8 protein-coding genes and 2 pseudogenes are annotated in these 13,372 nt (G+C 76.5%); 2 read left to right on the top strand and 8 right to left on the bottom strand.

Features of this window, described 5'->3' with window-relative positions:
• The 3 genes and pseudogenes from N866_RS04035 to recC form a co-directional block, all read right to left on the bottom strand.
• A pseudogene (locus N866_RS04035) lies at positions 1-650 on the bottom strand (hypothetical protein); the annotation flags it as partial.
• Complete coding sequence (locus N866_RS04030; RefSeq protein ID WP_245612353.1) at positions 647-4,138, bottom strand: UvrD-helicase domain-containing protein; 3,492 nt, start codon at positions 4,136-4,138, stop codon at positions 647-649. The gene N866_RS04030 and the pseudogene N866_RS04035, both read right to left, overlap by 4 nt.
• The gene (gene recC / locus N866_RS04025) at positions 4,135-7,521 is read right to left on the bottom strand and encodes an exodeoxyribonuclease V subunit gamma (RefSeq protein WP_034222975.1); all 3,387 of its coding nucleotides are present in this window, start codon (positions 7,519-7,521) and stop codon (positions 4,135-4,137) included. The genes N866_RS04030 and recC overlap by 4 nt, the downstream gene beginning before the upstream one ends.
• 180 nt (positions 7,522-7,701) lie before the next feature.
• Between recC and N866_RS04020 the strand changes: the two genes are divergently transcribed.
• Positions 7,702-8,382 carry a plasmid pRiA4b ORF-3 family protein gene (locus N866_RS04020; protein WP_034222972.1) on the top strand — a complete coding sequence of 227 codons (681 nt, stop codon included), beginning with the start codon at positions 7,702-7,704 and terminating at the stop codon, positions 8,380-8,382.
• A 62-nt stretch (positions 8,383-8,444) separates the two neighbouring features.
• On the opposite strand, the gene N866_RS04015 is transcribed toward N866_RS04020, so the two are convergent.
• Complete coding sequence (locus N866_RS04015) at positions 8,445-9,368, bottom strand: NADP-dependent oxidoreductase (protein ID WP_034222969.1); 924 nt, start codon at positions 9,366-9,368, stop codon at positions 8,445-8,447.
• A gap of 227 nt (positions 9,369-9,595) precedes the next feature.
• Between N866_RS04015 and N866_RS04010 the strand changes: the two genes are divergently transcribed.
• A complete protein-coding gene (locus tag N866_RS04010) occupies positions 9,596-10,504 on the top strand; it encodes a hypothetical protein (RefSeq protein WP_155855193.1) in 909 nt (302 codons plus the stop codon).
• A gap of 145 nt (positions 10,505-10,649) precedes the next feature.
• On the opposite strand, the gene N866_RS04005 is transcribed toward N866_RS04010, so the two are convergent.
• From N866_RS04005 to N866_RS21270, 4 genes and pseudogenes are all read right to left on the bottom strand, one after another.
• Positions 10,650-10,958 (bottom strand): hypothetical protein, encoded by a 309-nt coding sequence (locus N866_RS04005; protein ID WP_034222962.1) that lies wholly within the window; start codon positions 10,956-10,958, stop codon positions 10,650-10,652.
• A 111-nt stretch (positions 10,959-11,069) separates the two neighbouring features.
• On the bottom strand, positions 11,070-11,816 hold the full coding sequence (locus N866_RS04000) for a cation efflux transmembrane domain-containing protein (RefSeq protein WP_052022357.1): 747 nt from the start codon (positions 11,814-11,816) through the stop codon (positions 11,070-11,072).
• Positions 11,813-12,145 (bottom strand): ArsR/SmtB family transcription factor, encoded by a 333-nt coding sequence (locus N866_RS03995; RefSeq protein ID WP_034222959.1) that lies wholly within the window; start codon positions 12,143-12,145, stop codon positions 11,813-11,815. Before N866_RS03995 ends, N866_RS04000 begins: the two co-directional genes overlap by 4 nt.
• A 183-nt stretch (positions 12,146-12,328) precedes the next feature.
• Positions 12,329-13,372 (bottom strand): annotated as a pseudogene (locus N866_RS21270) (hypothetical protein); the annotation flags it as partial.

The raw sequence follows: 13,372 nt of genomic DNA, 5'->3' as shown, positions 1-13,372 counted from the left end.
GGGGGGGGGAGCCGCTGCCGGTCGTCGACGGGCTTCGGGAAGAGCCGCGTCACGGCGGCGCGAACCGCCGCGGGCTCGACGTGGTCCGGGTGGCTCCGGCCCGCGTCCGCGGCGCTCGCGGCGCTCGCACCGTCCGGGGCCGCCGGGCGCAGCCGCTCGTCGAGCGCGGCGCGGACGGCCTGCTCGTCGCGCCAGTAGCGGTCGAGGTAGAGGCGGCCGGCGACCCACTGCGCGGGGCGGACGTCGTCCGCGCTCTCGTGCGGCCCGATGGCCACGAGGCGGCTGGCCTCGATGGCGGCCGCCCACTCGTCCGGCTCGTACCAGGGGAGGTCCGCGGCCGTCTCGTCGGCCTCGGTGGTGGTCAGGGCCGTGCGGTCGGCGAGCTCGACGCACACCGCCCCCTGGCGCAGGGCACGGACCGCGAGGGCCACCGCGAGGACCACGCGCTCGTCCCGCTCGCCGGTGAGCTCGGCGAGGCGCCGGGCCACGTGGACGTCCGCGGAGGTCAGCACACCGGCGCGGTTGTACTCGGCCAGGACGCCACGCGCGCGGAGGGCGATGCGAGGGTCGCCGATGGCCGCGGACGCGGCGCGGGGGTCCCCGGACGACCCGGAGGCGAGGCTGCCGTCTCCGCCCACGGTGGTGCTCACGGCTGCCTCCCCTCGAGCAGGGCGCTGACGCCCAGGACGACGGCCGTCGGCGGCCGCCAGGCCATGACGCCGCACGGGTGCCCGTCCACCGCGGGGGTGTCCGGTCCCGCCATCCCTCGCACGAAGAGGTACAGGCCGCCGCCGAGGTGCCGGTCGGGGTCGTACCCGGGCAGCCGCCACCGCAGGAACCGGTGCAGGGCGGCGGCGTAGAGCAGCAGCTGGAGCGGGTAGTGGGCGTCCATCATGGCGGCGGCGAGCGCGGCGGGCCGGTAGTGCCAGAGGGTGAGGTCCTCCTCGGGCCCGGCGAGCCGGTTGGTCTTGTAGTCGACCACGAGGTGTCGCACGGTCCCCGTCTCGTCGCGCACGCGCAGGACGGCGTCGATGCTCCCGGTGAGGTAGCCGCGCAGGTGCTCCCCGGCGAGGTCGGGGTGCTCGAGCCGCCCCGCGTAGGGGGCGAACGGGTCGTCGGCGGGCAGGTGGCGGCGGAGCAGGGTCGCGATGTCCCGGAGGGTCGACGCCGGTCCGGTCGGGGTGTCGCCGCCGGCGAGCGGGAGCTCGAACTCCAGCTCGGGCAGCCGGTCGACGGGTGCGACGTCGCGCAGCCGGACCCCCGTGCCCAGCGGGCCCAGGGGGGTGTCGAGGACGGTCGTCAGCCGCTGCGCCAGCGTGGACGCGTCCACGCCGAGGCTGCGCCCGAGCGGCGTCTCCTGGCAGCGCCGCAGCACCTCGGCCTCGAGGTCGGGTGCGGCGGTGTCGACGTGCTCGAGCACCTCGTGGACGAGCGTGCCGAAGGCCGTGCCCCCCGGCAGGTCCGCCATGGGTGAGGGCAGGGCGCGCAGGGCGTCGTCGCTGGTCGCCCAACCGGGCGCGGTCGTCCCCGGAACCGTCGGCCGGCCGCCTGTCGCGGTCCCCGCGGCCGTCCCCGCGCTCGCCCCCTCCGCTGTCCCCTCGGTGGCCGCTGCTGCCGGGGGACCCGGCTCGTCCTGGATGCCCGCGTCGTCCGGCTCGTCGGCCACCACCGGGGTCGTGCCGTAGGCGTGGTGCGCGGCCGCGGTCAGGCCCGAGTAGGACGTGCGTCGCCACGCGCTGTCCAGCCGACGGGTGAAGCGCGCGACGGACAGCTCCTGCCGTGCCGCCTCCGGTGCCACCCAGCGGGTGGGCTCGGGGCGCGTGGTCACGAGCTCGTGCGCGAGCGACCCGGCCGACGCGGCGGCGAGGGCGGCGAGGCGCTCGGTGACGACGGCGTCCCGCGGGACCGTCACGGCGGCGGGCGGCTCGCCACCCTCGTCGCGGTCCCCGAGCAGGAGACGGGTCAGGGCGCCGCCGCCGCTGGTGCGGCTCGGCGCCCACCACAGGACGACGTGGCTGGCGGCGCGGGTGAGGGCGACGTAGGCCAGCCGGAGGTCCTCGCCGACGTCCTCGGCCTGGTGGTGCACGAGAGCTTCGGCATAGCCCGAGCTCCCGGCGCCGCCGACGTGCAGGAGGCGCTCGTCGCCGTCGTGGTACTGCAGGATCGGCGGGTTCTTGGGGGTGAAGCGGTCCCACGCGAAGGGGACGTGCACGATCGGGAACTCCAGGCCCTTCGCCGCATGCACGGTGACGACCTGCACCGCCTCGGCGTCGGTCTCCAGGCGGCGGCTGCGCTCCTCGGCGTAGTCCTGGTCCGCCTCGGCGACCCGCGCCCGCAGCCACTCCGTGAGCGCCGCGGCGCCGAGCTGCTGCCGCACCGCCGCCTCGTGCAGCACCTGCCCGATGTGGCGCACGTCGGTCAGGAGTCGCTCCCCGTCCGGCGAGCCCAGGAGGCGCTCGGTCAGGCCCGCGGCCGTGGCCGCCTCGAGGAGGGCCGCGACGCCGCGCTCGGCGAGGACGTGGGCCCACGCGCGCAGACGCTCGGCGAGGTGGTCGCGGGCGTCGTCGTCGGCGCCGGCGAGGCGGGCGGCGTCCCAGCCGACGAACGGGGTCAGGGCGGCGGCGGCACCGCGGCCAGCGTGGCCCGGCTGGTCGAGCGCGACGAGGAGCGTGTGCCAGTGCCCGGCCGCGTCGGTGCGGAAGACGCTGGACAGGCCCGACACGACCGCCGGCACGCCGGCCGTGGTGAGCGCGTCGCGCACGGCGAGGGCGTCGGCGTTGCGGCGGCACAGGACGGCGACGTCACCGGGTCGCACCGGGCGCCACCCGCCGTCCGTCCCGTCGTCGAGCAGGCGCTCCGTCCGCAGCTGCTGGACCACCTGGGCGGCGACGTCGGCGTAGACGAGCTCGCGCACGTCGCCCACGGACGGCGTGCCCGACGGCGTGCCCAGCGCGGCCCGGGTGACCTGGCGCAGCCGGACCGCGGCGGCGCCGTCGTGGCGGCGGCCGGTGTGCTGGGCCTCGACGCGCCGGACGACGATGCGCCGGTCGCCCAGCGCGGTGGTGCCGAGGACGTGGTGCAGCCCCTCGAGGACTGCCGCGTCGCTGCGCCAGTTGCGGCCGAGCGTCGCGGTGTCGTGGGCGTCGCGCCGGGCGGCGAGGTAGGTGACGACGTCGGCGCCGCGGAAGGCGTAGATCGCCTGCTTGGGGTCGCCGATGAGGACCAGCGTCCGGTGCCCGTGGAACGCGGTGCGCAGGATGTCCCACTGGACGCGGTCGGTGTCCTGGAACTCGTCGACCATGACCACGCGGTAGCGGGAGCGGACCCGCTCGACCGCCGCCGGGCCGGTCTGCGGGTGCGTGAGGGCGTCGCGGAGCAGGGTGAGGAGGTCGTCGTAGTCGATGAGGCGGCGCGCACGCTTGCGGCGCACGATCTCGGCCCGGACGTCGGCGGCGAACCGGTAGCGGTGATCGGCAGTGCCGGTCGCGTCCGTGGGTCGCAGGTCCGCGTCGTGGTCGCTGACGGCGGCGCGGGCGACCGCTCGGGCGTCGGTGACGGACAGGCCGGGCTCGCGCTCCACGGCGTAGCGCTGGAGGTACAGGTCGTCGACGACCTCCTCGCGCAGGTCGGCCACGTCGGGCAGGAGCACGGCGTCGGGGTCGGTGTCCCCCGCGATGCCCAGGGTGGCCAGCATCTGCTGGCAGAAGCCGTGGGTGGTGGCGATGGTGGCGCGGTCGAACTCGGCGAGCGCCCGGGTCAGCCGACGACGTCGCGCGTCGAGCTCGGTGTCGTCCACGTCCGCGAGGTGGCGCAGCAGGGCGTCGTCCGACCGGCGGACGGCGGGGTCCCGCAGGGCCCGCTCGGCGCTGACGAGGCGCTCGCGGACGCGGTCCCGCAGCTCGGACGTCGCCGCGCGGCCGAACGTCACGAGCATCAGCTCGGACAGCTCCGCCACACCCTCGGCGACGTAGCGGGTGGCCAGGGCGGCGATCGTGAAGGTCTTGCCGGTGCCGGCGCTCGCCTCCAGCACGGTGGTGCGCTCCGGCAGCGGCCCGCAGACGTCGAAGACCCGCGGGGAGCCGGCGTCGTGGGGAGCGGTCGTCGTGGTGGTGCCGCCCGTCACCGCGTCGTGGCTCACAGCGTCTCCGTCCGCTCGTGCTCGAGGACCGGCTGCCACAGGCGCCGGGCGAGGACGCCGAGCCGCCCGGCCTCGCCCGGCCATGACGCCGCCTCCGCCTCGCCCGGCTCACCCAGCACAGCCCGGAGAGGGATCCCGCCCCAGACGAGCCGGTGGTACTCGTCGGACTGCTCCCCGGGCACCGCGTGGGCGTCGCGCCACTGCTTGTCGGCGGTGTCCAGCGCCTGACCGACCTCGTCGTGCGCGTGCCGGCTGCGGGCGTAGGCGCAGGCGGTCTTGGTCGGCAGAGGGAGGGGCTCGCGCAGCGCGGCGTCGCCGAGGGCGACGAGGTCGGCGAGCACCGCCCGGGCGGTCGGGCCGTCGGGCGCCGTGAGCACCGACATCGCGGCACGGGGCGACGTCCCCGGTCCGCGTCCGATCGTCACCGCGGTCCACGCCCCGTCGGGCTCGGCGACCGCGAGGGCGAGGAGCTGGACCCAGGCGCGCAGCCGGTGCTTCGCCGCCAGCCGGGAGAACACGGTGCGGACGAGCGTGTCACCGCGCACGCCGGTGACGGTGCCCGCGAGCTGGCGGCCGTCGGGCAGGGTGAGGGTGACGTCCACGCTGCGGGCGGGTGCGACGAGGTGCGTGCTCGCGGCCTCGACCACCGGCACGACGTCCGTGCGGACCTCGGTCAGGAGGGCGCCCCCCAGCCAGCGTGGAGGCACCGCGCCGCGCCGCGCCTCCGCCTGCACCGCGCGGTCGAGGTCGACGCCGTCGAGGGCGGCCGCGAGCAGCCGGTCGCCGACCTGCCACTTCTCCAGGCCGTCCAGCTCCAGCGGGATCCGGTCCTCCACCTCGTGGACCTCGCCCGGGAGCGTGACGCCGAGGCGACGACGGGCGAACGCCCGGACCGGGTGCTCCAGCGTCCGGACGAGCACCTCCAGGTCGATGGTGCCGCCGTGCTCCGCAGGAGGGAGCGGAATGGGGAGGAACGGCTTCCGGTCCACCGCGCCGTGCCGCGCCGTGAGGGCCGCCGCATGGGTGAGCGCGTCGAAGCTGAACGGCCCGTGGACCCCGAGCGCCCCGTCGGCGAAGTTCCGCTCGTCCACGGCCTGCAGCGGGTGACGCACGACGACGTGCTCGCGCACCGGCCGCCCGTCCGCCGCGGCGGCGGCGAGGTCGAGCGCGTCCAGGAGCTCGCTCACCGGGACGGCGGGCGGGCGTACCGCTCCGGTCCGCTCGTCGGCGCCGGTGTGCAGGACGACGAGGTGCTCCCCGGCCGCGGTCACGGCGTCGAGGAAGAGCTGGCGGTCCTCCGCGCGGCGGTCGCGCTCACCGACCAGCGGGTCGCGCAGCAGGACGTCGTCGCCGTCGGCCCCGGAGCCGCGGGGGAAGGCGCCGTCGTCCAGGCCCAGGAGGCACACGACGCGGTGCGGGACGGCCCGCATCGGCTCGAGCGAGCAGACGGTGAGGGCGCCGGTCCGGAACCCGGTGCGGGTGGGCCGCCCCTGCAGGCGCCGGAAGAGGAGGGCGCGCACGTCACCGAGGCCCAGGAGCGTCCCGCCGTGCTGGGCGGCGGAGCGCCGGGCGTCGTCCAGGACGGTCCGGGCCTGCACGGCCTGCCAGGCGTCGGCGGGTGCGACGTCGCCGAGCAGGTCGAGCGCGCGGTCGAGGGCGTCGAACCAGTGCGCCGGCGCACGGGTCCCGGCGAGGTCGGCGAGCACCGTGGTGAGCCGGTCGAGCAGCTCCGCCAGGCGCCCGGCCAGGTCCACGTCGGTGGAGTCCACGTCGTCCAGGGGCAGGGCCGGCCCGACGAACCGCTGGTCCTCCTCCGCCATGGCCGCGCCCAGCAGGATCCGGTCGAGCGCGGTGCGCCACGTGCCCTGCGCGATCTCCCCGACGCCGAAGCGCTGCCGTCGCTCGCGGTCCTCGCCCCACCGCGCCCCGGCGTCCGCGGCCCAGGTGCGCAGGCGGTCCAGCTCGTCGTCGTCGAACCCGAAGCGCCGGCGCACGGGCTCGCTCGCGGCCAGGTCCAGCACCTGCGAGGCGGTGACCCGGTCGTCCGCCAGCTCGAGCAGCTCGCTGACCAGGGACAGCAGCGGGTTGGTCTGCCGCAGGGACCGGTCGGCGAGGCGGATCCGCAACGCTCTCCCGGGGTGGACCCACGCCGCGTCGTCGTCGGACGGCAGGTCGGACGGTGCGACGCCGAAGGTGGCCGCGACCAGGGGGGCGAACGCCTCGACGTCGGGGCAGAGCACGACGACGTCCCGGGGCTCGAGGGTCGGGTCCGCCGCGAAGAGGCCGAGCAGCGCCTCGCGCAGCACCTCGACCTGCCGGGCGCGGCCGTGGCAGGCGTGGACCTGGACGGAGCGGTCGCCGGCCGCCAGGGCGTGCCGCGGTGCGTCCGGGTCGTCGTGCCGCAGGGCGACCTGGAGCGCGCCGAGGAGCGTCGCGGGGGGCGCCGGCGCGGGGTGGTGCTCGACGTGGGAGCCCAGCGCCTCGAGCCGGACCTGCAGCTCCGTGGCGTCCCGGGCCATCGACGCCAGCAGCGGGTGCGCGGCCACGGCCGACAGCGCGGACCGGCGTCGCGGGCCGCTGGGTAGGCGAGAGATGCGGTCCCACAGCACCGGCGACGGGTGGGGTAGCCAGAGGTGCACGTCGCGGTGATCCGCCAGGGCGGCGAGCACCTGGAGGTGGTGGTCCGGCAGTCGGGTGGCCCCGAAGAGGGAGAGCCGCTCGGGCAGGGCCACGGCGCCGGGCCGCTCGCGCAGGAGGGCCAGGGCGTCGTCGAGCGCCTCGGCGGGGCTGGGCGCACCCACGGCGGCGCGCACATGGCGCCAGAGCCGCGGCTGCCAGGCGAGGTCGTCCGGGACGGGCGACCCGGCGCCGTCGTCGTCCGCGCCGTGGGCCCACGCCCGGAGCATCGCGGGCCGCTGCGTCGCGTACCCCGTGAACAGGTGGGCGAGGTGCTGCGCGGCCTGCAGCCGACGGGCCTGCCGCACGGGGTCGGGGGAGCCGCCGTCGAGGGATGCCGCACCGACGAAGCGGCCCAGCGCACGGCACCACGGCTCTCCGGCGCACGCGTCGATGGCCTCCAGGACCTGCCAGGCGAGGCGGTCGGCGCGCCACGGGTCCTCCTCAGGGCCGACGCCCGTCACGGCGACCAGGACGTCCCCGACGACGCGCGCGGGGGAGTCGAACGAGACGTTCGCGCAGATGCCCGCCTCGCCCTCGGCGGCACCCAGGTGGTGCGAGAGCCGCTGCGCGAGCCACCGCTCCACCCCACGGGTGGGCACGGCCACGACCTCCCCGGCGAACGGGTCGGACGGCGGCACCGACAGGACGGCGGCGAGCGGCGGGACGAGCGCGTCCGCCCGCTCCGAGCGATGCACCTGCAGCACGTCCCACCCCCTCCTCGCCGCCGTCGGACCACCCGCCGGACCGGTCGACGACACCCTAGGCGCGGCCACCGACACGACCCAGGACCGGCGAGATCCGGCCCGGCGGGGCTGCTGTGTCGGCCCGGCGGGCAAGCCCGCCCTGGCGCGGCCGTGTCGGTGGTCCGTGGTCGGGTGACCCCCATGACGAACGCGGACGCCACCTACCGGATCCACATCCAGCTGCTGCGCGTCCGGCCGCCGCTGTGGCGCCGGGTGGAGGTGCCGGGGTCCATGACGCTCGACCGGCTGCGCCTGGTGGTGGACACCGTCATGGGGTGGCCCGGCGCCGACGGCGAGTTCCGCGTCGGCGGCACGACGCGGGACCCGTGGTCGAGGCCGGTCCGCCCCCTCGACGTCCTGGCGGCGGAGATCGCGTACGACCGGCGGACGTGGTCCCACCTCGGGTTCTCCGCGGCGGACCTCGAGGTCGTCGAGGAGGACCTGCTCGTCGAGGAGCAGCTGCGCGTGCGGGACCTGCTCCCGCACGAGCGGTCCACCCTGCTCTACGCGTACGGCGTCGCGTGGGAGCACCGCCTGCGGGTCGAGCGGGTCACCCACGGGACGGTCCCGCCGCGGCCCCGGTGCCTCGCGGGCCGTCGCGCCGCGCCGCCGCAGTACCTCGTCAACGGCTGGAACTACACCGAGCTGCTGCGCCTCGCGCGCGCCGTCGCGGAGGGGAGGGGCACGCCCCAGGAGGAGGTCGCGCTCGCGGCCCACGTGCCGGGGCTGTCCCCCCAGGAGGCGTGGGCCACCCTCGACGGGTTCGACGTGCTCGAGGCCGACGGGCTGCTGCGCGTCCTGCACGAGCAGGGTCGGCTGTGAGCAGGCCCGCGCCCGCCACGACGTGCGTGACGGGCGCGGGGCATCGGCCGACGGCGACCGGGTCAGGCCACGCGGACGACGACCTTCCCGCGCACGTGCCCGCTCGCGGACAGCTCGTGCGCCGCGGCGGTCTCCTCCAGCGGGAACACCTGCGCGACGTCGGTGCGGACCTTCCCCTGGTCCACGAGCGCGGCGAGCGCGGCGAGGTCGGTGCTGCTCGGCCGCACCCACATGTAGGTGCCGCCCACTGCGGTGACCTCGGCGTCCGCGACGGAACCCACCCGGACGTCGGCGGTGCCGACCTCGGGCGTGGTCGCGACCGCGCCGTCGCCGACGAGGTCGAGGACGACGTCGACGCCGTCGGGCGCCAGGGCGCGCACGCGCTCCACGAGGCCGTCGCCGTACGCCACCGGCTCGGCGCCCAGGGCGCGCAGGTGGTCGTGGTTGCGCTCGCCGGCGGTGCCGATGACGCGTGCGCCGAGCGCCCGGGCGATCTGCACCGCGAAGCCGCCGACGCCGCCCGCGGCCGCGTGGATGAGCACGGTGTCGCCCTCGGTGACCCCGAGGCGGTGGAGCGCCTGGTACGCCGTCAGGCCGGCGAGAGGGATCGCCGCCGCCTCCTCGAAGGACGCGGTCTGCGGCTTGTGCGCCAGCGTGCGGACCGGGGCGGCGACGAGCTCCGCGGTCGTCCCGCCGCCGACGACGTCCTTGCGCACGTAGCCGAACACCTCGTCCCCGACCTCGAGCTCGTGCACGTCGAGGCCCACCTGCTCGACCACCCCGGCCACGTCCCAGCCCGGGACGACCGGGAAGACGGTGTCCATGAGCCCGTCGAGGTAGCCCTCCCGGACCTTCCAGTCGACGGGGTTGACGGAGGTCGCGCGGACGCGGACGAGCACGGAGTCGGGGCCCACCTTGGGGGTCGGCAGGTCGGTCAGCTCCAGCACGTCGGGTCCGCCGTAGGTCGTGTACGCGATCGCTCTCATACGGGCGGCAACAGGGCTCACCGCGAGATGTTCCCCGCAGCGCGAGGGTGTGACCGCCGACACCCTGGCCTACCGCCCCGCCCGACCAGTCGCCGACGGCGCCGGTCACGGCTCGGTCTCGACCCGTCCGCCGGTGCAAGGGCCACCCGTGCACGGACACGTAAGGGGTAGAGGGCCCGACCGGGCCGCAGCAGCGCGGCACCACCGCGCGAGAGGGGTGGAGTGCGATGGGTACGAAGAGACTGGCGGTGCGCGGCGCCGTCGTCGGCGTGGCCGTGCTCGGGCTGGCGGCCTGCGGCGGGACGGTCGACGCGGGCAGCGGCAGCGGCGCGGGCGACGGCGAGCAGGACGGTCTGGTGCGTGACGTCGCGGCGGACGCCCCGCTGCTCCAGGTGCACCGGGCGGGCGGGTTCATGATGCCGGGGTACGACTTCGCGGCCGTCCCGGCGCTGACCGTCTACGAGGACGGGCGGGTCATCACCCAGGGGCCGCAGATCGAGATCTTCCCCGGCCCGCTGCTGCCCAACCTGCTCGTCGGCGACCTGACGGACGACGAGGTCGACGCGATCGTCGCGGCGGCGCGCGACGCCGGCCTGCTGGCCGAGGCGCCCGACTACGGGCAGCCACCGGTCGCGGACGTCCCGACCACGTACGTGACCCTGACCGTCGACGGCGAGTCGTACGTCCACGCGGCGAACGCGCTGGACATGTTCGTTGACGCGGGCGTCGACGGGGGCTCGGACGAGATGGGCCAGCCGCAGGAGATCGGCCTGACGCCGGAGCAGCTCGAGGCGCGCACGGTGCTCAACGAGTTCCTGGCGGAGGTCGAGGGGGTCGTGCCGATGGGCGACGGCGAGCCGTACGACATCACGGCGTTCGCGGTCGCGGGACGCGCGGCCGAGGGCGGCGCCCCGGCGGACCCGGAGCTCGGCCCGCAGGTCGTGCCGTGGCCGCTCGAGCAGGTCGCGCTCGCGGACCTCGGGTGCGTCGTGGTGGACGGCGACGACGCGGCGACCCTGCGCGACGCGCTCGCCGAGGCGAACCAGCTCACGCAGTTCGACCAGGGCGGGACCACGTACGAGGTGTGGTTCCGGCCGCTGCTCCCGCACGAGTCGGAGTGCCCGGACGGCGTGTGACAGGCGGCCCGCCGGGGGCGCGGGCGGGGGTCGGGCACGACCCCGAGCAGGGCGGACGGGGAGCCGGGGTGGACCGGCTCCCCGTCCGCATGTCTGCGTCGGCGCTCGCGAGTCGCTCGCCGCCAGGCGGTGGTGAGGCGGCGACTCAGCCGGCGCTGAGGCCCGCGACGACCGCGGCCCCGAGGACGCTCACGAGCGCCACGCCCATGAGCGTCAGGGCGGCCTTGTTCTCGCTCGCGGGGGCGTCGGCCTCGGGCAGGTTGCCGCTGAGGCGGAGCAGCGCGCCGCTCGCCACGGCCAGGAGCGCGGCCGTCACCAGCAGCGGGGTGCGCGAGGTCAGCAGGGCGCCGACGAGCGCGCCCACGGCCAGCCCGCCGAACGAGAAGCCGATGATCCGCACGCGCCACTGCCGGAACCGCTGGAAGGAGCCGGGGGCGCCGGGGGTCTGCGTCATGGTGGCGTCAGCCTAACGATCACGGGAGACGCGGCCGTCTCCCGGCTCGGCTCCGGGCCGGTGCTGCCCGGTGCCGTCCGGCAGGTCCGGGCGGGCGCGCCGGAGCGAGGGTCAGTCCTCGGTCGCCGGCTGCGTGCTGATCCGGTGGCGCGGGGGCGCGCAGCAGCCGTCGGCGCAGCCGTCGCCCGCCGCGGCGTCGTCGTCGTGGGCGAACAGGGCGGCGCCGGGCGCGCAGCAGGAGTCGCCGCGCCACGCCTCGAGCCCTTCCCGTACCGCGACGGCGGCGATCACGAGCGCGGCGAGCGGGTCCGCCCAGGTCCAGCCGAGGGTGGAGTTGAGCACCAGCCCCGCCAGCAGGACCGCCGACAGGTAGGTGCACAGGAGCGTCTGCTTGGAGTCGGCGACGGCGGGCGCGGAGCCGAGCTCGCGACCGGTGCGCCGCTCGAACCAGGACAGCACCGGCATGACGACCAGGCTCACCGACGCCAGCACGATGCCGACCGTCGAGTGCTCGGGCTCGGAAGCGCCGAGCAGGGTGCGGACCGCCTCGACGGTGACGATCGCCGCGAGCCCGAAGAACGACACCGCGATGAAGCGCATGGCCCGCCGCTCGCGACGCTCCGGGTCGGGCGCGGCGAACTGCCAGGCGACGGCGGCGGCGGACAGCACCTCCACGACCGAGTCCAGCCCGAAGCCGATGAGCGCCGCCGACGACGCCATGCGCCCCGCCGTGATCGCGACGACGGCCTCGACCACGTTGTAGGCGATCGTCGCGGAGACGACCCACCGGATGCGGCGCTCGAGGGTGGAGCGCCGCTCGGCCGTGAGGGGGCGGGCGCCCACGGGCAGGGAGGTCATGAGCAGGTGCACCCTTCGGTGGAGCAGCAGTCGGGGTCGATGGTGGCGGCGAGCCGGAGCAGGTCACCGAGGGCCGGCGCGAGGTGCGGGTCGGCCAGCCGGTACCAGGTGCTCCTGCCGTCGCGGTCGGCGTCGACGAGCCCGCACCCGCGCAGGCACGCGAGCTGGTTGGACATGACCTGACGCGAGACGCCGAGCGCATCGGCCAGGTCGGACGGGCGTCCCGGTCCGTCGCGCAGGGCCAGCAGGATCCGCGTCCGCGTGACGTCCGACAGCGCGTGACCGAGCCGGGCGAGCGCCGCGGTATGGCTGAGCGTCACGCTTTCCACGACCCAGACGGCACACGCCCCCGTGAACTGTCGGCCGCCCAACGGGGCAGAATCCGCGGATTCCGCCCGCCTGAGGGCCGATGGCGCGGATTCTGCCCGGTGGGACGGGGCGGCTGCCCGGTGGGACGACGACGGCGCCCCGGGCCAGGTGGTCCGGGGCGCCGTCGGGTGGTGCGGGTCAGGTCAGGAGAAGCTGAACGGCAGGGTCACCGTCGACCTCGTCAGGTCGACCGTCGTCGGGTTGGCGCCGATGACGTTGTAGACCTCGACCTTCACGCTGCCGTTGCGCAGCGCGCCGAGCGTGCCGGTCGCCGTCTCCGGGGCGCCGGACCGGTACCGCTCGACCCCGGCGACCGGGTCGGTCGCGAAGTAGCGGTACGTCTCCACGCGGTCCCAGGTGCCGTCGCCGGTGAGGTCGTACGAGACCCGGACGCGGGTGCCGTTGCCGACCGACGTGCCGGCGTCGAGGCCGACGTCGAACGTGGTCACCCCGCCGGTGAGCGTCCCGGTCAGACCGGTTCGCGTCGCGACGAGCCCCTTGGCCGGCTCGCCGACCGTCGCGACACCCGTCGCCCGGGGGATCGAGGTCGACGTCGTCGTCCCTGCGGCCGGGGCGAGGATGCCCTGCCCGGTGAGGAACAGCGTCGCCGTCGTCGGCGCCGGGGTGGGCGTGGGGGTCGGGGTCGGCGTGGGGGTGGGCGTCGGGGTGGGCGTGGTGGTGCCCGTGCCGAACGGCACCTTCACGACCGACGTCCGCAGGTCGACCGTGGACGGCTGGGCGCCGATCACGTTGTAGACCTCGACCCGCACCGACCCGCCGGCGAGGTTGCCGAGTGCACCCGTCGCCGACTCGAGGCCGATGCGCTGGGTGTACCGCTCGAACCCGACGGCCGGGTCCGTGGCGAGGTACCGGTAGGTCTCGACCCGGTCCCACGAGCCGTTGCCCGTGAGGTCGTACGAGACCCGCACGCGGGTGCCGTTGCCGACCGCGGTGCCGGCGTCGAGGCCGAGGTCGAAGGCGGTCGCGCCGCCGTCGAAGGTGCCGTTCAGGCCGGTGGCCGTCGCGACGAGGCCCTTGGCCGGCTCACCGATGGCGTCGATGCCGGAGGCCTTGGGGACCGTGGCCGTCGTCGTCGTGCCCGGCTGCGCCGCGAGGGTGCCGGTGCCCGTGAGGTACAGCTCCGTCGCGACCGGGGTCGGGGTGGGGCTGGGCGTCGGGGTCGGGGT

This window comes from Actinotalea ferrariae CF5-4, assembly GCF_000603945.1.
GTDB classification, from domain to species: Bacteria; Actinomycetota; Actinomycetes; order Actinomycetales; family Cellulomonadaceae; genus Actinotalea; species Actinotalea ferrariae.
Note: the sequence above shows the minus strand (reverse complement) of the source record. Positions and strands in the feature narration are given on the sequence as shown.